Below are 24,070 nucleotides of genomic sequence, written 5' to 3' on the forward strand. Positions count from 1 at the left end.
TTTGCTTAGCGAAGGTGCAGAAGGTGTAGATGCAGAACCAAAAGTTGCTTACCGCGGCGTAAAAGGTTTTGACAACATCTGGGATGCTGGAGCGCAGATCGGCATTGCCGACAGACAGGCTTTTTTACTGGGTATGTACCACAGTACAAAAAACGCAACCTTTGGTTTGGGTATGGATTACAAACGCCAGTACCTGATCAGTGCCACTTACACCACGCAGACTTCTGCTTTGAGTAATTATACAAATGGCAGTTTTGAGCTGAATTTGAGATTGAGTTTGGGCAGGTAAATTAAATTCTTCAATTGAAAGCCAGATACTGATATGGAGTTTTATCAGTGTCTGGCTTTAAAAACAGGATGATCATCGTTTAGTTCCCAACTCATACTCCAAAATTTGAGGAACTGCTGAATAACTATTTCAACTCGGATAAACCTAAAGAGATCGGCTTACCATCCGTAACTTACTGCGCTGATCGGCTTAATTTATCAGCTAAATACTTTGGCGATCTGATCAAAAAGGAAACTGTTAAATAGGGGGAGTTTGAATCCGTTTATGTTCAGGAATAAAGACGGTCTTTTATTTGAAAGGGTCGGTTCTATAAAAGTTGCTGTTAGATTAAATTCCTAAAACAATCCCAAAATTGCTATTTTTGATTAAACTGCTTTGAATGAATTTATAAATGCTTAATATTGAACAATTTTCTGTTTAAATCTATAAGCAGAATTGTTGGGGGACAAAAAGATCGTGAAAAAAGGAAAAGATTTGATAGTGGATTGGAAATCATTCATTCAGAATGGAGATCAATCTTCTTTTTATGATTTATACTCCCATTATCACGATTACCTTACTTATATTGGTATAAAAAAAGGTGCAACATCTGATAAAACAAAGGACTGTGTTAATGATCTCTTTTTATATATCTATGAAAACAGGCAGAAATTAGGTCACATTCTTAATCATCATAATTATTTGGTTACCTGTTTTCTTCGAAAACTATTGCGTAAGCAACATTTTAGTGCTGAGGAGAGCCTTGATCTTATCAATCTTGAAGATACACTTGTACATCCTTCAGTTGAGGCATTATACATACAGCAATATACTCAAGCCAGTGTATCATCACTTTTAAAATCTTATATCGATCGGCTTTCAGAAAAGCAGACCAAATTAATTTATCAGAAATTTTATTTAGGACTCTCTTATGAGGAAATTTCTGAATCTAATCAGATTACTGTTAAAACAGCCTATAATACCATTTATAATGCTGTAGAAAAGCTTAAAGCGATAATCAAAGAGGAGGGAGCAGGTCCTTTAACTGTTCTTCTTACCCTACTTTCACTGCTAATTTTATTTTTTTTTAAAAATTCATAGGTAATATTTCAAATTTCTGCTCTATTGTCTAAAGTTTAATAAATTTCAATGCCAGGTAAAGATATTCTGCAACTGATAAATCAGGAGAGTTTTCTCAATTATTGTTTTAAAAGGAACAGTGAGGATGTAAAATATTGGGAAGAGTGGTTGCAAAAGCATCCTGAGCAAGTCAAGCAAATTGAGGAACTTAAAAAAATGCTGATATTAATGGGGCAGGAATCCCGCAAAAAAATCAGTCAATCAAACTTTGCTGAATTACAGCATAAAATAGCTCATTCTAAGGTAGATGTCAAATCAAAAACATTTTCGCTCTGGAAAAAGTGGAGCATTGCAGCTGCTGCGATCTTTATCATTATTGCTGGCGGATTATTTGTTAGTCAGCATAGCGGTGAAATTGTAGAGATTGTAAATTCAAATGATATTTCTCCCGGTGGAAACAATGCTGTACTGATACTGGCCAATGGTCAAAGGGTGGATCTGGCAAAGGTAACCACGGGTGGAATCGTAAGTCAGTCTGGAATTAAAATCGTTAAGAAGGCCGATGGACAGATTGTTTATGAGATTTCAGATGTAATCGGAAAGGTTGCCTCTGATCAATACAATACGATAGAAACTCCTGTAGGTGGTCAATATCTGGTTAATCTTTCTGATGGTACAAAGGTTTGGCTCAACTCTGGATCATCGTTGCGTTATCCAACTAAATTTGTTGGCCATTATCGCAATGTAGAGCTTAAAGGGGAAGGATACTTTGAAGTTTCTGCGAATAAGGCCATGCCATTTAAAGTAAGTAACACCAGACAAACGGTAGAGGTATTGGGCACTCATTTTAATATCATGGCATACAACGATGAGCCAGTGGTTAAAACAACACTGTTAGAGGGCGTAGTAAAAGTCAGCGCTGGAAAGGCAAATGCTTTATTGCAGCCCGGACAGCAGAGTAAGCTGGCAGGATCTGGGATCAAGGTCATAGATGATGTTGACCTGGAGGATGTGGTTGCATGGAAAAACGGTTATTTTAAATTTAATGAAAGTCTGGAGAGTATCATGAATAAAATCTCCCGCTGGTATGGCGTTGAGGTGATTTATGAGACCATGCCAGATCCGGATTTAACTTATTCCGGAAAGATATCAAGGTCCAGAAATATTTCTGCAGTACTAAAAATCATCGGATTCAACAGTGATGTCCGCTTTAAAGTTGACGGAAAAAAAGTCTACGTGATCAAACAATAACAACCAATCTATTACTAAACTAAACCAACGAAACATGAAAAGAAATCTACAAAAGCCCATTCGATAGCGACACGGAAGGCAAAAACCAGAAGTGCCTGGAAGCACCTCTGGTTAAGTAAGGCCTTAATTAATGAATTATCAATTGTTTATTGCAACTGCCCAAAGATTCGAAGCCTGAGGCAGGCTGCATAGCGCCAAACCAAAACAAATGTATAGAATTTATACTAAGAAAATTGTTGTGCCCGAAGGGTATCTCCGAAAAATATTGCTTATTATGCGATTAACTACCGTTATATTGATATCCTCGCTCATGCAGGTATCCGCAATGGGTTTTGCACAGAAAATTACACTCAGCAAAACCAATACTCCGCTTGCTCAGATCATTAATGAAATTCGGAATCAAAGCAAATACGACTTTTTTTATAGCAATGAATTGCTGAAGAAAGCCAATCCGGTAACCATCCATGTCAAAGACGCTTCTCTAGAAGCAGTTTTAGCCATTTGCTTTCTTAACCAGCCACTCATTTATAAAGTTGAGGATAAAGCTGTAATGCTCAAAGAAAAAGAGTCCAGCTTTCTGGATCGGGTTATTTCGGTTTTTGCCGATGTAGATGTACGGATAACTGTTACGGGAGAAGGAGGGATGCCATTACCTGGCGCGACCATTACCGTTAAGGGGAGTAGCCGTAAGGTTTTTACGGGAACAGGCGGGTCGGTTCTGTTAAGCCGGGTTAACGATAATGCAACATTGGTGATCACCTATTTGGGTTATATAACTCAGGAGGTGAGACTTAAAAAAGATCAGTCTGCCATAACTATAAAAATGGAGCTGGCCGAAAATAAAATGGACAATGTGGTCGTAACCGGTATTTTCAATAAGAAAAAGGAGACTTATACCGGAGCAGAACGTACCATAAGCGAAAAGGAATTGCAACAGTTCCAGGGGCGCAACCTGTTTACAACAATTGGTAACATCGATCCATCTTTTTACATCGTTCCAAATAATGCTTCAGGTGCTGATCCAAACAAGATTCCGGATATACAACTTCGTGGAGCAAGAAGTTTGCCTAATATAGACCAGCTTCAGGACCAGACATCTGCAAGATTAAATACACCATTGATTATTCTTGATGGATTTGAAACCACTTTGCAGCGAATGATGGATTTGGACAACAACGAAGTGCTGTCTATCACCTTGTTAAAAGACGGATCTGCGACAGCTTTATATGGTTCCAGGGGAGCAAATGGTGTTGTGGTAATCAGGACAAAAGAACCAGTGGCCGGAAAATTAAGGTTAACTTACAGGGCTGGTTTAAATCTGAATGTTCCTGATCTGGGTAGTTATAACCTGCTGAATTCTGCAGACAAATTGGAGTTAGAACGTTTGTCTGGCTACTATGGAAGCTCTACGCGTACTCCTGAAGTAAATATAGGCTTGCAACAGTACTATAATGAGGTATTGGCGCAGGTAAAAAAGGGAGTAAATACAGATTGGCTGTCCATTCCATTACGTACAGAAATCAGCCAAAGCCATAACCTCAAGATAGAGGGGGGAGATGAAACCTTTAGATACGATCTGGCACTAAGCTATAACGATTTAAATGGTGCAATGAAGGGTTCTGGAAGACAGGCCTTCAACGGTACTATCAACCTGTCTTATAGACATAAGAACCTCACTTTTCGCAATAACTTAGTCGTTGGGCAAACCAAAGAAAAAGAATCCCCATATGGTGCTTTTTCCGATTATGCTAAATTAAATCCTTACTGGGAGCCTTACGATGCTGCGGGAAATATAACACAGTTTTTTTCGCCTTATAACTCTGCTTACTGGACAATGGCGGGTTTCTATGGTGGTAAGCCTTATCCTAATCCGCTGCACGACGCGACATTGAATACATACGACATTCGTAATTATACCAATGTTACCAATAACCTGATGATAGACTGGGCACCGATCGAAAAGATGTATGTGCGTGGCGGAGTTAGTGTAAGCAGTAATCTGAGTACAGAAGACAATTTTAAACCTGCAAGCCATTCTTCCTTTGCAGGCTATTCAGATGCAGATATATTTAGAAAAGGCACTTATGCTTACGGTACGGGGAAAGCTTTAAATTACACAGGAAACTTAACGACCGGTTATTCTGATGTTTTTGCGGAAAAACACCGCATTACAGCAGCAATAAATCTGGACATTAATCAAGCCAGCAGAACCGCCTATACCATTGACGCCGAAGGTTTCCCTGATGAGTCCATTGATCTTTTGTCTATGGCGCTTCAATACAAACAAAACGGTACGCCTAGTGGCGGAGAATCTACTTCACGCAGGCTTGGTGCCGTAGCAAATGCAAGTTATGCGTTGAAAGACCGGTATCTGGCCGATGTTACCTATCGTGTAGATGGTGCTTCGCAGTTTGGTGCAAACAGACGTTTTGCCCCATTTTGGTCTGCAGGTATAGGTTGGAATATGCATTACGAAGACTTTATTAAAAATAATCTTCCTTTCATTAACAGATTAAAACTACGCGGTTCTTACGGATCTACGGGATCTACTCAGTTTAGTGCCTACCAGGCGTTGGGTACCTACAGTTATATTGTAAAGGATCGCTATAAAACCTGGTTAGGTGCACGCCAGGATGCCCTCGGAAATCCGGATCTGGAATGGCAAACAACAGATAAGTATAATGTGGGTATGGAATTGGAAGTATTTAAAAGCAGATTAACACTAGAAGGTAATTTGTATTTAGAGAAAACATCTAACCTGCTTTCTTCGTTAGAATTGCCTTATGCCAATGGTTTTGCCAATTACAATGAAAACATCGGTCAATTGCAACAGAAAGGTTTCGAGGTGTCGGCCATTGCCTGGCTGATTCCATTTTCCGGAAAAAAATTAGCCTGGTCTGTCACCGGAAATATCACACATAACCAGGATAAGATTATCAGATTATCAGAGGCCATGAAGGCTGCCAATGCAAAACTATTGCTTGCGTTGAAAGACGGCGTGTCTACAAGTCCGAATAGAATCATTCAGGAAGGCGCATCTCAAAATACAATTTATGCTGTGCGTTCATTGGGTATTGACCCAAGTACCGGAAAAGAGCTTTTTCTGGACAAAGATGGAGAAGTAACTTACTCCTGGAGAGCCGAAAACCGGGTAGCTGTAGGGCTTGATCAACCTAAATTCAGAGGTAACTTTAGTACCTTGGTACGTTATGGCAGCTTCTCTATGAATGCTTCATTTGGTTTCCGTTTTGGCGGTCAACTGTATAACCAGACGCTGATTGATAAAATAGAGAATGCCGACAGGCTGGTGAATGTGGACGCACGCGTTTATTATAACCGCTGGAAACAGCCGGGAGACAAAACCTTCTTTAGAGGGATAAACGAGACCAGTAAGGTGAATGCGTCTACACGCTTTGTGCAGAATGAAACGACTATTACCTGTCAGAACGTGAATTTATCCTATGATGTGTTGAATAAAAAAATCCTCAAGCGTTTGGGTATGCGTTCTCTATCTATAACGGGTAATACCGGGGAACTTTTTTACATTTCTTCGGTGCCTCAGGAACGTGGTACCGCCTATCCTTTTACCCGTCAGTTCTCTATGTCTTTATATGCAGCATTTTAAAATATGAAAACCTTGAAAAAAATATTTACCGTTATCCTGATGCTGGGCACTCTGGTGTTTACAGTGGGATGCAAAAAATGGCTTGATGTAAAACCACAGGGCCAGGCTACCCAGGAAGAGTTATTTAAAACAGAGAAAGGATTTAAGGATGCCCTTACAGGAGCTTATATCCGGATGAAAGATGGCAGTATTTATGGCAGCTCGCTAATGTGGGGAACCATTGAGTATATGGCTTACAACTGGGATTCAACAACGCCTTACATAGCTAAGTTAAAATCCGGAGATTACAATGATTCCTTTGTCAGAAACGATCTTGACAATACCTATCAGAATCTATTTAAGGTAATTGCCGATGTGAACGGCATCCTGGATAAGATAGACAGTAAAAAGTCTGTTTTTACAGAGGGGAATTACGGAATCATCAAAGGAGAATCGCTTGCGCTGCGCGCATTTTGCCATTTTGATGCTTTGCGTTTTTATGGGCCGATGCCTGCAACTCCGGGAGCTGCTACAATTTTGCCCTATGTTAAATCCGTAACTAAAGATATCCATCCGCCGCTCGCTTACCATGAATTTACACAATCTTTATTGGCTGATCTGGATGAAGCAGAAGCTTTACTGAAGGATGTTGATCCGATTCGTAAGTACACTGTTGCACAGTTGAATCCGGGGCGTAACGACGCAGTTCCGTTCGCTGATAATTATTTGATGTACAGGCAGGTGCGTATGAATTACTATGCGGTACTTGCACTTAAGGCTCGTGTTTACCTTTGGTTGGCTGCCTCAGACATTTCAAACAGGGCAAATGCAACAAAATATGCACAAATGGTGGTCGATGCTGTCAGTCCGAATGGTGCCAAAACATTTAGATTAGGCGTGGAAAGTGACCGTGCAAATGAAGATTTCACGATGTCATCAGAGCACATCATGGCCTTGAGTGTGTACAATCTGGAAGCTATTGCCAATAATACCTTCGGTCAAACCGGAAGCATCATGAAATATGATTTTACGCCGAGTTTTTACCTAAACCAGTTGTTTCCAGCAGCAGAAAGAACGTCCGATATCCGCTACAAAGATATGTGGGTGTATAAAGCGCCTATCGGAACTGCACTTTCAACGGATGTCATGTATAAAAAATTCTTTCAGAAAGCATCAGTCCTGCCTGAATTCCAGGTACTACAAGTCCCATTGTTGCGTCTGAGTGAAATGTACCTGATTCTTACAGAATGTGCGGAAACCAAAATGGCAGCCGAGACGGCGTATGCTTTTTATTGCGATAAGAAAGGAATTCCATTTACCACTTTTAGTGCTGGCGACTGGTTAACCGACCGCAGGAATAAAATGGTTAGGGAATACGTGCGCGAATTATATGGCGAGGGGCAGTCGTTTTTTGCTTTTAAACGTCTCGGTGTGAACACATTGCCAGCAAGCTGGACCCAGTCATATTATAATGGAACACCTGCCAGATACGTGGTTCCTAAGCCTTTACGCGAAATTAATTACAACAATAATTAAGGATACCTATGAAAAGATTGATTTATTTTTCTATAATTATTTTGGCGGCGGTGGCTACCGGTTGTACCAAAACAAAATACCTTGAATATAGTGATACTGCCCGAGTTCAGTTAAACGATACCGCGACAATCAACAGTACGTTTTTCTATAAAGCTGCCAATGTGCTAAGAGATACAGTATATATCCAGGTAAACACAATTGGAGACATTAGCAACAAGGAAAGGGAAGTGAAATTGATACAGGTTACAGAACCAGGTATACTTAATCCTGCCATTGCAGGTGTGCACTACGTGCCCATGGACGATGCCGCGCTTAAACCAATGATGGTGGTAAAGAGAAATGAGGTAAATGCTATGATTCCTGTCGTTTTGCTTAGGGATCCAAGTCTGAAAACAAATAGCTTTCGTTTACGTCTTGAACTGGTAGGCAATGATCAGTTTGGATTGGGCGAAAAACAGAGCCGGAGCCGTGTTGTTGTCTTTTCTGATCGTTTGGAACGGTTTTTTTCCTGGAGGACGGATTCTGGAGTGTCTCCGGCTTTCAGCCGATTTGGTAAATACAGTACGCGTAAGCACCAGTTTATGTACGATTTCCTAAAGGTGAAGATAGATGAAGTCTGGTATCAGGCCCTTGCTGCAACGGGCGCCCTGGACAATTACAAAAATATATTAAAGGAAGGATTGGCTGCATTTAACAGCGATCCTGTCAATATTGCAAACGGTACTGCACCTATGCGTGAAACTACTGTCGCAGGCAGTCCGCTGGTTACGTTCCCTTAATTATGCATTTGTAAATTTAAAAAACTTGTTATGAAGAGATTAATCTATATATATATCCTGGGGATAATTACGTTGTTAAATTATTCCTGCATTAAGAACAGGGGTAATGATTTTATACCAGAATTGGCCAAACCCACCATTAGTGGATTTGAAAATACCTACACTACATTTACCCGCAGGGATGTACTGAGCATCAGTCCGACAGTAAAGGATGAGTCTTTATACGATTTTTCGTGGCGGGTATATTCTACTAATTTTGTGGTCAGTAGCGGTGTTATTCCCACAGGAGATTTGATTGGGAGCACAAAGGATCTGAATTATACAGTGTTGCTTAACCCCGGTCCTTACATCCTTACTTTTAACGTAACCCATAAGCAAACCGGGATTACCCAGATTTTTACAAGTAAATTAAATGTATCTACCTTGACGATGAACGGTTGGTACCTACTGAAAAATGATGGGCTGAAAACAGATTTTGACTTTATCCATTCAACAGGAAGGATTGACAACTGGATGGCATTTCACAATGATGGAAAGAGCATGAAGGGACAGTCTATCAGATCTGTATTTGCAGGGTCCTTTAAAACCAGCCCGGTATCAACGGATCTTTTTGGCGCACTGGCAGTAATTTCAGATCAGGATGCAGCAATATTCAGAATAGACAATGGAAAGATGATACTGAATGCAGACAACATGTTTTTCACCAAACCTGCCGTTTTTAAGCCTCAGAATATTTTGCAACCCCAAAACGACCAGTTTATCCGATTGATCAATGATGGAAAAGTTTATTCCATGAACAAAGGAGCACTGTTTACAAACCCACCGGTATCTAACTACAACATGTCGCCATTGGTGGGCTGTGCAGGTACTGATGTCATGTTCGACCTAAATTCTAAATCTATGGTTACAGTAGATGGTGTAAATTTCGTCCCGGTACACAGTCTGGCTACTACACTTAAAAATATGAACGCTGAGCCAATATGGGTTGGCGGATATCCTGGTGTAAGGGCCATTGTCCTTGAACTGTTCCGAAGAACTACCGGAGAAGGTTATCTCGCAAAGATGTTTGGTACTTATGGTCCTTTAGCCGGTTATTCGAATCCTTTTATTGAGGGGAAAACCGTAACTCAAACCCACGGCATCATGTCTGCCGATGTGATTGGTGGCAATTACGATTCTGATTACATTTACTACGCCAAAGCCAATAAAATTTACCTGACGGATTTTACATCACTTTCTGAGAATCTGCAGGTTACACTTGATGCTGGTGATCAGGTTACTTGCATCCAGCACGTTAAGTATCCTGTGCCGAATGCAGGAAATATTGTCGTAACAACGGATTATTTGGTTATTGCTGCTTATTCAAGTGCAACAGGAAAGTATAAAGTATGGTTGCATAAAATCAATTCTATCGGAGCAATACAAGCCCTTACACAACCCACTTTTGAGGGCGTAGGGAAAGTTACCTCTGTAAATTATATTGAAAATGGAATTGGAAACCGTTTTTATTAAACCTATTTAAGTACACATATAACACACAACTAAATCAATGAAATTAAAATTAAACATCACCCTGTTGGCATGTATGCTAACGGGGGCTGTTTTTGCGCAGCAGGATCCCGATATGGAGTCTCCTGCAATTCAAAAGCAGAAAAAAGAACTCGAGGCTGCACTTACTAACGTGCAGCAAAAACTGGTTTTAAGTGAAAAAGCCTATAGAGATGCCCAGCTTAAAAAAGTAAAGTACGACACCATTGGTTTAGGTGCATGGCGTGCTGAAATGGCCGTGCTCAAAGTTGAAAAGAAAAAAGAACAGGCTGCTTTTATTAGTAAACATCCAGATTATTACATCAGTTTAGTGGCCCTTAATGATGTGATCGGTCCACTGCCATCTGATGTTCCAACCTTAAAAAAATTATATAATAAATTGGATAAGCAGATACAGCAAACTCCTGGTGGAGTGAAAACCAAAACAACACTGGATAAATTTGATGCGGTGAGTATAGGTAGATTAGCCCCGACGTTTTCTGCACCTGATACGTCTGGGAAAAGTATTAGTCTTGCCGATTATAAAGGTAAATATGTGCTGCTTGATTTCTGGGCAAGCTGGTGCGGGCCATGTAGAGAAGAAAATCCAACAGTGGTCAAAGCTTGGAGCAAATACAAGAATCGCGGTTTCGATGTCCTTTCTGTTTCTTTGGACCAGGTTGGCAAGCGCGATGCCTGGCTAAAAGCCATCCACGAAGATCAATTGACATGGCAGCATGTATCAAACCTTAAATTTTGGGACGACGATGTGGCCAGATTGTATATGATCCGTTCTATTCCACAGAATTTTTTGATTGATCCAAAAGGAAAGATCGTTGCAGTTAACCTACGGGGGGAGGAACTCCTTAAAAAACTGGCAGCAGTATTTCCTGAATCGGGATCTGGAAAATAATATTTACTTCTTGACGCCCGGTAAAAATCCGGGCATTTAAAAACACACAAATGTTTAAACCTATTTTACTCACACTGGCGTTGGGTAGCTTTGCTATTGCCTCAACCGCACAAAAAAAGAAATCTAAATCCACTCCGCCACCTGTGGCAGCGGTTAAAAAGATCGACAGCGTGCCTGGTGCGCCGAAAGCTTACAAAGATGTCATCACCGCAAAAGCAAAAACTGCAGTTGGCATGTTCAGCGTCCACCAGATTGGCCTAAAGTACTATTTCGAAATACCGGACACGTTGTTGGGTAGGGAGATGCTGGTGGTAAACCGGATCTCCAAATCTGCATCCGGGCCTCGTCCGCAAATGATGGGCTATGCCGGGGACGGGATTGCAGAGAATGTGGTTAGTTTTGAAAAAGGACCTGACGACCGTATCCTGCTAAGATTAAATTCCTTTAACGAGCGTTCTGCAGACAGCACCGTAAATGGGCTTTACAAATCTGTACGTAATTCTAATATCCAGCCTATAGTGGCCTCCTTTGCTATTAAAGCCTATGGTGGGGATTCGAGTCGTGTTAGAAGCGCTGTCATCGACATTACAGATTTTCTGAATACAGAAAATGAGATCTTTTTCTTTAGTGCAGCAACCAAATCCCTGTTAGGTGTTGGTGGTATGCAGGCAGACAAGTCATACATTAGTTCTGTCAACGCCTATACAAAAAATGTAGAGATCCGCTCAGTACGTACGTATTCCAGAGGCCCAATAGGCGGCCAGGCTAATTTATCTACCATTCCGGTAACCTACGAACTAAACAGTTCCATGGTACTGTTACCAAAAATTCCAATGAAGGCTCGTTTTGCAGATGCCCGGGTAGGTTATTTTGCAAGAGGGTATACCGATTTTGATGGCGATCCGCAGGGAGTAAAGCAATCGGCAGTAATTGTACGCTGGCGCCTTGAGCCTAAAGAGGAGGACATCGAAAAATATAAACGCGGAGAATTGGTAGCGCCTAAAAAGCCAATCATCTATTACGTAGACCCTGCAACACCAAAAAAATGGGTGCCTTATCTTATAGCGGGGGTTAACGACTGGCAAAAGGCTTTTGAGCAAGCAGGCTTTAAAAACGCAATTATGGCTTTGCCGGCACCAACAAATGATCCCAGCTGGAGCATAGACGATGCCACGCACAGTGCGATCGTTTATAAGCCATCTTCTGTAGCCAATGCCAGTGGACCAAATGTTCATGATCCGCGCAGTGGCGAGATTATAGAAAGTCACATTAACTGGTATCACAACATCATGCAGTTGCTAAGAAACTGGTACATGATCCAGGCGGGACCTTTAGATGCAAGAGCACGTAAACCTAAATTTGACGACGAACTGATGGGACAACTGATTCGTTTTGTCTCATCTCATGAAGTGGGACATACGCTCGGTTTATTGCATAATTTTGGTTCCAGTTCTACCGTTCCCGTAGAAAAATTAAGAAACAAAGCTTTTGTAGAGGCACATGGACATACGCCATCAATCATGGACTACGCCCGTTTCAACTACGTAGCTCAGCCGGAAGATGGCATATCTGAAAAAGGAATTTTTCCGAGGATTGGGGACTATGACAAATGGGCCATTCAGTTTGGCTATCGCTGGCTGCCTGAATTTAAAAACGCAGAAGAAGAAACACCTTATCTGAATAAATTGGTGATCGACAGCCTGAGCAAAAATAAGCGTTTGTTCTTTGGTGGAGAAAATCTGTATACAGATCCCCGTTCACAAAGTGAAGATATGGGAGATAATGCCATGAAAGCAAGTACTTATGGCATCAAAAATCTGAAAAGGGTAGTACCCAACCTGATCAGCTGGAATCGTGAGCCTAATGAAGGTTATGACAAGGCAGGTGAAATGTATAAGGAAGTCATCAAACAATACACCTTATATCTGGGCCATGTGATCCGTAATTTTGCCGGTAATTACATCACCTTCAAAAGTGTAGAACAACCTGGTGGGATGTTGGCTCCGGTATCTTATGCTACACAAAAAGAAGCCATGAAATTTATCGATGCTCAGTTCTTCAATACACCAACCTGGTTGGTTAATAAACAGCTGTCGGATGTAACGGGTATAAATCCTGTAAATACCATAGGTGGTCTGCAATATGTAGTACTTATGCGTATGATGGGTTCAGACATTTTCGTTAAAATGATCAACAGGGAAGCAACAGACCCAGTTAAAAATTATACCGTAATGGAATATCTTAAAGACCTGAAAATGGGAGTTTGGGGAGAAATTTATAAACATCAGCCAATTGATATTTATAGAAGAAATCTTCAACAGATTTATATTGCCAATGCGATAAAAACATTTGTTGCCACGACAGAAATTGTAATGACGAATCAATTGGGGGGCATTAACATTTACATGAACCCAGATGTAACCAAATCAGATGGTTCGAGTATTATGCGGGCGCATCTGATCGGGCTTAAAGCGGACATCAAAAAGGCGATACCTGCTGCTTCTGGTTTAACCAGGCTTCATTTGCAAGAAATGGTTCGTAAAATTGACGTAGGATTGGTGCCAAAAACGTTGGTAACGCCAACACCCTAAATTCTATTCTCAGCATTTTAAAACAAGTGGAGTAATCGTATATCGATTACTCCACTCATGTGGATTTCTGAAAATTGATCCATTTCCAGTTGTGTGCATTAAAAGCTAATGTTATGTGTATTTTTTATTTCAGCCATTACAAAAGTACTGTGTGTACTTCCTATACTTTCCACTGAGCCCAGTTTGTTGAACACAAAATCCTGATAGTGTTTCATGTCTTTTGCATATACTTTTAGAATAAAATCGTAATCCCCGGAAATGTTATAGCATTCCACAACTTCATCAATATTCAGAATATCCGCTACAAATCGGTTTCCTATTTTTTTGTCGTGCTGTTTGAGTTTTATATTGCAAAAAACAATAAAGCCCTGATTGAATTTTTCTGCATCCAGAATGGCGATATATTTCTTGATATACCCGCTAAGCTCCAGTCTTTTTATCCGTTCAAACACCGGCGAGGGAGAAAGGTTAACAAGTGCAGCAAGTTCTTTATTGGTGTGTTTTGAATTGTCGGCCAATATCTTTAGCAGCAACAAATCGGTTTCATCTAATTCGTTCATAGAATAATTTCCTTTACAGATCGTAAAAGTAATGCGTTAAAAGTTTAATATTCTTTTATTTTTGAATAAATAGGGTAAAATATCTGATTATTATCTTTAATGAAGTTTTATAATCTTCAAATGTATCTTTGTTGAAGTTTAAAGCTGAGTTGTAATAATTAGAGTTCTTTACATATTTCAACAATCGGAAAAGGTTTTACTTAGCTGTGGATTAATAGGGAATCGTGTGTAAATCACGAACTGTCGCGCAACTGTAAGTAACATCAAAGGTTTTTATCCACGAGTTCCACTGCGTAGCGGGAAGGACGATAAAAGCTGTTACAAGTCAGGATACCTGCCTGTTCCGTATTGACAATGCTTTCGCGATTGAAGCTACATGTCAGATTGGTACGTATCATACAGGCAAGACCATTTAGGTTTGTTATGCCTGGAACCTTTGTGTCCGTATTTTTCTTTCCTGAACTTTTCGCTATAGCATATTTTGAATCATGAAGGATTTTTTACAATGATTATTAACCATTTAAAAAGTTGAAAGAAATGTTAACACAAAACCTCGGCTATCCTAGAATCGGAAGCCAAAGACAACTGAAAAAATCCTGCGAACAATATTGGGCAGGAAAAATTGACCTGGCAGAATTGAATAAGGTTGCCCGTATCATTAAGGAACAAAACTGGCAGACCCAGCTTGATGCAGGTATCGATTTGATCCCTTGCAACGATTTTAGCTATTACGACCAGGTACTGGATACCAGTTTGCTTCTGGGCGTGATTCCGCAACGTTATTCTCCGGTGCTTTCCCAAGTAAAAGTCAATCATGAAATCGATCTTTATTTCGCAATGGCTCGTGGTTATCAGAAAGATGGTCTGGACATTACTGCGATGGAAATGACCAAATGGCTGGATACCAACTACCATTATATTGTACCTGAATTTACTGCCAATCAGGAATTCAGGATTTTCAATGAAAATATTTTCAGTGAATACAACATGGCCAAACAGCAGCTTGGAGAAAAAGCAAAACCCGTTCTTCTTGGGCCAGTAAGTTATTTGTTACTGGGTAAAGAGAAAGCGGAAGGATTTGAGCGGGTTGATCTGATCAAAAAATTAGTTCCTGTATATGTTGAAATCATTAACCGCTTGAGGCAGCAAGGTGCTAACTGGATCCAGCTTGACGAGCCTTGCCTGGCACTTGATCTTTCTAAAAAAGAGAAAGAAGCATTTGATTATGCCTACCGGGCTATTTCTAACCGCGTAAGTGGTGTTAAGTTATTGATAGCTACTTATTTTGAAGCTTTACTGGACAATGCTGGACTGGCAGTAAACCTTCCAGTGGCTGCATTACATGTTGACCTCGTTCGTGCTCCTGATCAACTGGAAGAAGTGCTTGCATTGATCCCGGATAACCTGCAGCTTTCTATAGGTGTAATAGACGGGCGTAATGTTTGGAAAAATGACTACGAAAAGTCTTTAGGCCTGATCAATAAGGCTATTGAAAAACTGGGAGCAGATAGGGTGATTATTGCGCCATCCTGCTCATTGCTGCATAGCCCAATTGATTTAGATCTGGAAACTGCCATTGATCCGGAAATCAAGAACTGGATGGCATTTGCCAAACAAAAGTTGACTGAACTGAGCGAAATCCGCCAGATCGCCGAAGGCAATACAGTTTTGCTGGAAGCCAACAAAGTAGCTATTGAAAGTAGAAGGTCATCAAAGAAAGTACACAAACAAGAGGTAAAGAATCGTATCGCTGCAATCAGCGAAGCCGATGCTACCCGTTTAAGTGCATTCCCGATACGTCAGAAATTGCACCATGGACGTTTTAATTTTCCAGCATTCCCGACAACCACTATCGGTTCGTTCCCGCAAACAGATGATATCCGCCAGTTGCGTGCGAAATTCAAAAGAGGCGATTTGAGCCTGGAGCAATACGAACAGTCTATAGAGCAGGCAACGGTTGAAGCGATCCGCTGGCAGGAAGAAATTGGTTTAGACGTACTGGTACACGGCGAGTTTGAGCGTAATGACATGGTAGAATATTTCGGTGAGCAGCTTGAGGGCTTCTTGTTCACCAAAAATGGATGGGTACAAAGTTATGGTAGCCGCTGCGTGAAGCCTCCTGTAATTTACGGGGATGTAAGTAGACCGAAAGACATGACGGTACGCTGGAGTAAATTTGCTGCTGCTCAGACCGATAAGCCCATGAAAGGTATGCTGACTGGTCCGGTAACGATCTTACAATGGTCATTTGTCCGTGATGATCAGCCAAGGGGCCTCACCACCAACCAGATTGCTTTTGCCATCCGTGATGAGGTATTGGCATTGGAGCAGGCAGGTATCGGTATTGTTCAGATCGATGAGGCAGCCATCCGTGAGGGTTTACCATTACGTAAAGCTAAACATCCGCACTACCTGGATTGGGCCGTGAAAGCTTTTCGCATTACTGCAAGTGGCGTACAGGATCAAACACAAATCCATACGCACATGTGTTATAGCGAGTTCAATAATATCATTGAACATATTGCTGCGATGGATGCCGATGTGATTACCATCGAAACCTCACGTTCACAGATGGAGCTATTGGGTGCATTTGCTCATTTTGAGTATCCGAATGAAATCGGTCCCGGAGTTTACGACATCCATTCACCAAGGGTGCCGACTACCGAAGAAATGACCTCATTGCTGGCAAAAGCAGTAGACCTTCTTCCCGCACGTAACCTTTGGGTAAATCCGGATTGCGGTTTAAAAACCCGTAAATGGCCGGAAACTAAAGCTGCTTTAAAAAATATGGTAGCTGCCGCCAGACAGGCACGTGAACTCATCAGTGTTGAAGGGATTGTTTAATTCTGTATGGAGATCCTAAACTGAATAATTGATTCAATATTCTGAACTGAATTCAGCATAACAACTTTAATAATAAATTCAGAGTGACTACCGTATTAACGAAATGTCATTCTGAATTTAGTTCAGAACCTTTCAAACAATACCCAATTAACAACTACACCAAATGTCAAATAAAATAGCAATAATGACCAACAATGGTGATACCGGGAAAATAAATAACAGAACATCAAAGCATGAAAATATAATCCCCGAAGAAATATCTCTTGTATCGGATGCCGGGGCCTTGCCCTGGTCTGAAAATTTCTCGCTTTCGAACTATGAAGATGATGATGACGATTCCGGTTTCTATTGTCCTTGTTGTCTACCTCGTTAAATTAAAACTACTCGAAGGCAAAATTGTTATGGATAACAACCAGCTTTTATGATGATGACTGAAAATAATAAACTTATGGCTCATGCCATTTTCATCTAACTAAAGCTAGCCGGTAAACTTAATTTTTAACAAATTTTGGAAGTTTTTGGTCATTTATTAGAACTTCCCCAAGTGTTAAAACAGCAGCTTTGCATCAGATATAGCTTTCTAACCAAATAGATTTATAATGTTTAAGATGCCATCTAAGAAATTTAGTATACCATTTATCGGGACAATGTTGGTTTTTTGCTCCTTGATTACATTTTCACAGCAGAAATTAAAACTTCAATATGATCAACCTGCAGCCAACTGGAACGAGGCATTACCACTTGGCAACGGGCGCTTAGGTTTAATGACTTTTGGCGGGCCTGGAAAAGAGCAACTCCAGCTCAATGAAGAAACGGTATGGGCAGGAGAGCCAGGCAACAATGTGCCTAAGAACGTAAGCCAGAAAATTGATGAAATCAGGCAGCTTCTGTTTGAAGGTAAAAATAAAGCAGCCCAGGATCTTTCTAATTTAACTTTTCCACGCCAGGCGCCAAAGGATCTTAATTATGGAATGCCATATCAAACAGTCGGAGATGTGTGGATTGACTTTCCCGGACACAGCAATTATAAAGATTACAGGAGGGAATTGGACATAGAAAAGGCAACTTCTACGGTAACTTATCGTGTAAACGAGGTTACTTATACGCGTACGATTTTTTCTTCTTTTACAGATGATGTTGTCATTATGAAGATCACTGCAAATAAAAGGCATAGCATTAATGCAAATATTACCGTGTCTAGTCTACATAAAGATCATCAGGTGATGCTTAAAGACAAGCAATTGATGCTATTGGGTACAGGTGGAAATGCCGACAATAAAATTGGTAAAGTAAAGTTTGCCACAAGAGTAGCCCCCATATTAAAAGGCGGGACTTTAAAAGTTTATGGTCAGCAACTTCAAATTGAAAATGCGGACGAAGTAATTTTATACCTGTCGATAGGTACGAATTTTAAAAATTATCAAGACCTGTCGGCTGATGAGTTGCAAAAATCTGCTACGATTCTGGAGCAGGCGAAGCGTGTGAATTACAATGATGCCATAGCTGCACATATCAAAAAGTATCAGCAGTACTTTAACCGTGTGTCACTGGAATTGGGAGACTCACCGCAGTCTATTAAAAATACAGACGTACGTGTCAAAGAATTTGCTACCAAAAGTGATCCTCAACTGTTGAGCCTTTATTTTCAGTTTGGGCGCTATTTGCTCATTTCCTGTTCCCAGCCGGGTGGTCAGCCTGCAAATCTGCAGGGGATATGGAACGATAAGAACTCACCACCCTGGGATAGCAAGTATACTGTCAATATCAATACAGAAATGAACTACTGGCCAGCAGAGATTACCAACCTTAGTGAAATGCATCAGCCCCTGTTTGCGATGCTTAAAGATCTTTCAGAAACCGGAAAGGAGAGTGCAAGAGAAATGTACAAAGCGCGGGGCTGGAATATGCACCACAATACCGACCTGTGGCGGATAACCGGGATTGTTGATGGTGGGTTTTATGGTACCTGGCCTATGGGAGGCGCATGGCTTACACAACATTTGTGGCAACATTTTATGTTTACAGGCGACCGGAAATTCTTAGCGGAATATTATCCTGTTTTAAAAGGAGCAGCCTTATTTTATTTTGATGCATTAAGGGAAGAGCCTGGTCATAAATGGTTGGTGATGGCGCCCTCTATGTCGCCCGAAAACACTTATGAAAGTGGCGTTGGTATTTCAGCAGGAACGACGATGGATAACCAGCTGATATTTGATGTTTTCAATAATCTGGTCAACGCCGCAAAAATCCTGAATGTAGACCATTCATTTGCTGATTCTGTTTCAATTGCACTCAAAAAAATTCCGCCTATGCAAATAGGTAAACATAACCAGTTACAGGAATGGATTAGGGATATGGACAGAACAAATGACAAACACCGTCACATCTCTCATTTGTACGGTTTGTATCCTTCCGGACAGATATCACCTTTCAGAAACCCTGAATTGGTGGAAGCCGCTAAAAACTCACTGATCTATAGGGGAGACAAGTCTACTGGTTGGTCTATGGGATGGAAAGTGAACTGGTGGGCCAGGCTGCTTGATGGAAATCAAGCTTATAAACTAATCTCAGATCAGCTTAATCCAGCCCCAATGGAAACAAAAGGACAGTCTGGAGGAACTTATCCAAACCTTCTGGATGCACATCCTCCATTTCAGATTGATGGTAATTTTGGTTGTACGGCAGGAATCGCGGAGATGCTTTTGCAAAGCTACGACGGGAATATCTTTGTGCTGCCTGCATTACCTGATGCATTACAAGATGGTAAAGTTAGTGGATTAAAAGCAAGGGGTGGTTTCGAATTTGCGATAGAATGGAAATCCGGAAAACTGAAGAAATTAACTGTGAAATCCGGATTAGGGGGGAATTGTAGATTAAGGATTGCGCAAAATACTGTCTTAAAAGGGAATGTGGTTTTGGCGGCTGCAAAGGATGAGAACCGTAATCCATTTTATCAGGTGAATGTGATTAAAGACCCGTTAATTTCCGAGTTGGCAAATTTAAAAGGAATTTCAGTTCCCAAAACAGCATTGTATGATTTTGAAACTAAAGCTGGAAGGACCTATGTTTTTAATGTAAACTGATTTATTGATGCGATTGTTATTCTGGAATTCAGAATGACGCCTGAATTCTGAATACAGTCGTCATTCTGAACTTCTTGATACGGCCTTTATTGGTAATTTATTTTAGCATCGGTTTGATTAAATCGATTCCTCCATCCGAATTGTGTTTCAGTTCGGTTACCTTGATGTTTCTCAAATGTGTTTTGTTTGACAATTGGGTATCATGGTAATAAATGTACCATTTGCCCAGATGTTCAATGATGGAATGGTGTGTTGTCCATCCCTGTACCGGATCCATAAATGTGCCCTGGTATTTAAACGGGCCATACGGGCTATCTCCGATGGCATAGGCCAGGAAATGCGTATCACCGGTTGAATACGTGAAATAGTATTTGTTTTGATATTTGTGCATCCAGGCACCTTCAAAAAATCTGCGGTTGTGGTCTTTAGTAAGTAATGGCTTGCCTGTTTCATCCAAAATCACGACATCTTTGACCTCAGTCTCAAAGCCCAACATATCTGCACTCATTTTTGCAACTTTAGCGGTTAGGGCAGCTTCGTTTTCTTTACCTGAATCGGTTTTAGAGCCTTTGGCATCGTATTGTCCATTTTGCCAGCGCTGCAGCTGCCCTCCCCAGATGCCACCAAAGTACATATACGAACTGCCGTCTGTATCGGTGAAAACTGCAGGATCTATACTATAACTTCCTGCAATGGGTTGCGGTTGTGCCTTAAATGGCCCTGCCGGATTTTTAGCGGTAGCGACGCCGATTCTAAAGATATCTTGTTTATCTTTAACGGGAAAGTACAGGTAGTAAATGCCATTCTTACATGCAGCATCAGGTGCCCACAATTGCCTGCCAGCCCAGGGGATATCTTTAATGCTGAGCGCTACGCCATGATCTGTAACTTTGCCATTGATACTGTCCATACTCAGAATATGATAGTCGCGCATGTCAAAATGGTCGCCATTGTCATTTTCTGGTGTACCAGCCTCTATATCATGAGAAGGGTAAATGTAGATCTTTCCTTCAAATACATGCGCAGATGGGTCTGCGGTGTAAATGTCAGAAATGAGTGGTTGGGACAGAAATTTCTGCTGACAAGCACTTGCTGCCAACATACCTATTGTAATTGCAACAGCAGCGTGTAATTTTAATTGATTCATAGTTTAATTTTATGATTATTGAGTTTGGATGATTGTGGAGGACCCAGAAAACTTGGTTTTAAGCCGCCAAGGTCAAGTACGATTTTTTGAAGTACAAGGCCGGGTTTTACCATCCAATATTTTATGGTATGTTTCCCCGCTTTATCAAAATTTAAAGGTGTCTTAAAGATTTTAATTGCATTTGCAACCGACTGTCCCCATGCCTTTTCCGTTTGATAATCTGTACTGGTATTGACAATGGTTATGGGCTGATCATCAACTGAAAGCCCGAATTTCAAACCATCTGTATTGCTGAAGTCGATGGTCGGAGATATCAAAGCATTTAAGGTATAAGTACCGGCAACATCAAGGTAAATATCGTATTCCAAATGTGGCGTGCTTTTACCTGGCTCCTCCGGTGTAGCTGTTACCGGAACAGAAGTTATCCCACTCTGTGTTTTTCCGTAATTGGGTATGGTTTTCCAGGTAATCAGCCGACTGCTGATTGCTCTGGAGTAATTCTCCGCTTCGATAGCAATGTATCCATTTTGAGGAACAAATACATTTCCTTCAATTTGGGCCGGTATTGGGTTATTTTTTGTGTTTAAATTGAGTTTTATAGCCGAGCCATCACTTCCTTTTATCGTGAGTAAGCACATTTTATTTCCCAAAGGGGCTTTGCTCCAGTCGATATCAATATGAATTTGTTTTTCAAATTCAAATGCGCCTTTCGGATGATCCAATAACACATAAGCCGGGGCTTTGATTTCGTAGTTCAATTGGCCAGATCCGGTATTGAAAAGGTCGATGTAATGGCTTTGACGGCTTAAATTGTCCATCAAAGGGAAGCTATAGACCTGACCTTTGTTTAACCAGCTGCTGTCTGAACCCTCAACTGACAAACCCAGTTGTGATTTTGAGACCGCTATCTGGTCGGTTTTAGGCTTTATGTTTTGTTCTGGTTGTTGCCAGCCGGTATATCCGATGTGGGTTTGATCCATCATATGGTCCCATTTGCCACCTGCCATTACTTTATTGTAAAACCTGGTGATTGCTGCATCACGGTTATATAATGAATCTGCTTGTTTTGCGAGGCTGTTGGTGCTTATTCGACCCTGTTTCGCATAAAGTTTGTTTTTCGCCACTGTGTAATACAAATCATATAGATTGGCACAGGCTTCAATAGGGTGCATGATCAGTTGGTAATATGCATCCTTTTGTTGTAGGGAGATTTCGTTATAAATAAATCTGGCCCGTGTTTCCAGGTTTTTATAGTCATTTCGTACAGTTTCAAATTCTTTATAATTAACCAGGCTATAGGTGTTTTCGTTGAGTAACTCCGGCTTGATCCGGCCGTTGTATTTTGTATACTTATCTAAAAGGTCGGCTGTCTCAATGGCATAAGCCGGACCGAATTGCTTAGCACACCAGTCCATCGTGTATTGCCTCAACTTTTCAGCTGGAATGGCAGTGGGATTCCAGGCATAGTCCAGGAAAAATTCTATCGGAAACTCCATAGGTTTTAGATCCCCTACATTGACGATCCAGATTTGATTGGCATTGTATTGATAGGCTAAATTCATCTGCTCCCATATTTTTTGAATGGGATTGGTATTGACCCATTTATAATTCCTTGGTCCGCCAACGTAATCGAAATGGTAGTAAATGCCGTAGCCACCTGTTCTAGGTGTTTCATTTAAAGCAGGAAGTTTTCTGATGTTTCCCCAGTTGTCGTCACAGAGTAAAAGCGTTACATCATCCGGTACACGCATCCCTTTATCATAATAATCTTGTACTTCCTTATACAATGCCCATAGCTGCGGGGTTTGACTGGCCGGTTTTTTTGTGACTTTGGATATGATTTCACGCTGTTCTTTTACAATCTTTTCAAGTAAGGTCGTTGCTGTTCCTGCGGTCATAGGCTCATCGCCATCACCACGCATACCTATTGTGATGATTTGCTCTTTATCGGCAACGCGTGCAAATCCGCTTTCCCAAAATGTCTTTAGCTGCGTAGGATTCTGTTCATAGTTCCATTTCCCGCCCTGATATCTTCGCCATTCATCATGCGCACGGGTTAAAGGCTCGTGATGGGAGGTGCCGATCACTACACCATATTCATCGGCTAAAATAGGATTTAGCTGGTCATCATCGTTAAATGCACTTCCCCACATGGCGGGCCATAAATAATTACCTTTTAATCTTAGAATCAATTCAAATACCTTTTCATAAAATTTATGGTTAAAACCGCCGAATTCTTTTTTAGACCAGCCAGATAGTGCTGGGGCTTCATCATTTAGGAATATACCCCTGTATTTTACAGCAGGAGCAGCATTGACGTGGCGGCCGGCTATGGCATACAATGCGCTACTTTTTTGTGCCGGGACGTCGGCCCAGTAATACCAGGGAGAAACGCCGATTTGGTATGACAGTTCATAGATTCCATAGATGGTTCCGCGTTTATCACTTCCAGCGATAACAAGTGCACTGTCTACGCCAGGCAGCGGATGCCGTACCACTTGTATTAAGGTCGTTTCCCAATTTCCGGATATTCCTGAGACATTGATTTTATTGGTTTTGATCAATTGATCGATAATGTTGCTGTGCCCAATGGTTCCGACAATGATTGCCATAGATGCGTTCTGATCGGTGTTGAAAGCCGGGACTTTGCCCGTAACCTTTTTGATGTCATCCTGAAGGTTTTTTGCAGCACGCAGAACACCCGGCCATTCATTTTTACTGACCACAATTGTTGCCGTTTTTTGCGCCCCGGCAATACAAAAACTTCCAGGGACATATTGCTTGGAAATAAAAGGATTGATGCCGGCAAAAACAAAGGAAATGTTTAGCCCGTTAACTAGTATGGCAGAAAATATACTTTTTATCATGTATTAGTGGTTTTCGTGAA

14 protein-coding genes and 1 riboswitch are annotated in these 24,070 nt (G+C 41.0%); of the genes, 11 read left to right on the forward strand and 3 right to left on the reverse strand.

The genetic code is table 11. The annotated features are described in order from the left end of the window. From IM797_RS19985 to IM797_RS20025, 9 genes are all read left to right on the forward strand, one after another. Positions 1–289 (forward strand): type IX secretion system membrane protein PorP/SprF (locus tag IM797_RS19985; RefSeq protein ID WP_194128955.1); only part of this gene is annotated, 289 nt, incomplete at its 5' end. A gap of 456 nt (positions 290–745) precedes the next feature. Continuing rightward, the gene (locus IM797_RS28780; protein ID WP_194128956.1) at positions 746–1,369 is read left to right on the forward strand and encodes an RNA polymerase sigma factor; all 624 of its coding nucleotides are present in this window, start codon (positions 746–748) and stop codon (positions 1,367–1,369) included. A gap of 48 nt (positions 1,370–1,417) precedes the next feature. After that, positions 1,418–2,599: a FecR family protein gene (locus tag IM797_RS19995; RefSeq protein WP_194128957.1), complete on the forward strand. Its 1,182-nt coding sequence runs from the start codon at positions 1,418–1,420 to the stop codon at positions 2,597–2,599. A 274-nt stretch (positions 2,600–2,873) separates the two neighbouring features. Further along, positions 2,874–6,224 (forward strand): SusC/RagA family TonB-linked outer membrane protein, encoded by a 3,351-nt coding sequence (locus IM797_RS20000; protein ID WP_228098981.1) that lies wholly within the window; start codon positions 2,874–2,876, stop codon positions 6,222–6,224. Between the two features lie 3 nt (positions 6,225–6,227). Beyond that, positions 6,228–7,739: a RagB/SusD family nutrient uptake outer membrane protein gene (locus IM797_RS20005; RefSeq protein ID WP_228098982.1), complete on the forward strand. Its 1,512-nt coding sequence runs from the start codon at positions 6,228–6,230 to the stop codon at positions 7,737–7,739. Between the two features lie 8 nt (positions 7,740–7,747). Then, on the forward strand, positions 7,748–8,518 hold the full coding sequence (locus IM797_RS20010) for a DUF4843 domain-containing protein (RefSeq protein WP_194128959.1): 771 nt from the start codon (positions 7,748–7,750) through the stop codon (positions 8,516–8,518). Between the two features lie 30 nt (positions 8,519–8,548). After that, on the forward strand, positions 8,549–10,030 hold the full coding sequence (locus tag IM797_RS20015; RefSeq protein ID WP_194128960.1) for a PKD-like family lipoprotein: 1,482 nt from the start codon (positions 8,549–8,551) through the stop codon (positions 10,028–10,030). Between the two features lie 37 nt (positions 10,031–10,067). Continuing rightward, positions 10,068–10,958, forward strand: a complete 891-nt coding sequence (locus tag IM797_RS20020) for a peroxiredoxin (RefSeq protein ID WP_194128961.1) — start codon at positions 10,068–10,070, stop codon at positions 10,956–10,958. A gap of 50 nt (positions 10,959–11,008) precedes the next feature. Beyond that, positions 11,009–13,549, forward strand: coding sequence for a zinc-dependent metalloprotease (locus tag IM797_RS20025; protein ID WP_194128962.1), 2,541 nt, complete (start codon positions 11,009–11,011; stop codon positions 13,547–13,549). A 98-nt stretch (positions 13,550–13,647) separates the two neighbouring features. On the opposite strand, the gene IM797_RS20030 is transcribed toward IM797_RS20025, so the two are convergent. Continuing rightward, complete coding sequence (locus IM797_RS20030; protein WP_194128963.1) at positions 13,648–14,109, reverse strand: Lrp/AsnC family transcriptional regulator; 462 nt, start codon at positions 14,107–14,109, stop codon at positions 13,648–13,650. 174 nt (positions 14,110–14,283) lie between these two features. Beyond that, a riboswitch (cobalamin riboswitch) is annotated at positions 14,284–14,466 on the forward strand. A 180-nt stretch (positions 14,467–14,646) separates the two neighbouring features. Here IM797_RS20030 and metE point away from each other — a divergent pair. Further along, entirely contained in the window at positions 14,647–16,953 is a 2,307-nt protein-coding gene (metE, locus tag IM797_RS20035; RefSeq protein ID WP_194128964.1) for a 5-methyltetrahydropteroyltriglutamate--homocysteine S-methyltransferase, read from the forward strand. 608 nt (positions 16,954–17,561) lie between these two features. After that, a complete protein-coding gene (locus IM797_RS20040; RefSeq protein WP_194128965.1) occupies positions 17,562–20,036 on the forward strand; it encodes a glycoside hydrolase N-terminal domain-containing protein in 2,475 nt (824 codons plus the stop codon). Positions 20,037–20,133: 97 nt separating this feature from the next. Here the strand turns inward: IM797_RS20040 and IM797_RS20045 are convergent, their stop codons facing one another. Both IM797_RS20045 and IM797_RS20050 read right to left on the reverse strand, forming a co-directional pair. Beyond that, entirely contained in the window at positions 20,134–21,183 is a 1,050-nt protein-coding gene (locus tag IM797_RS20045) for a glycoside hydrolase family 43 protein (RefSeq protein WP_194128966.1), read from the reverse strand. After that, positions 21,180–24,050 carry a glycosyl hydrolase 115 family protein gene (locus tag IM797_RS20050; protein ID WP_194128967.1) on the reverse strand — a complete coding sequence of 957 codons (2,871 nt, stop codon included), beginning with the start codon at positions 24,048–24,050 and terminating at the stop codon, positions 21,180–21,182. Before IM797_RS20050 ends, IM797_RS20045 begins: the two co-directional genes overlap by 4 nt. Positions 24,051–24,070: the final 20 nt, after the last annotated feature.

Source organism: Pedobacter sp. MC2016-24 (assembly GCF_015223055.1).
Taxonomy (GTDB): domain Bacteria; phylum Bacteroidota; class Bacteroidia; order Sphingobacteriales; family Sphingobacteriaceae; genus Pedobacter.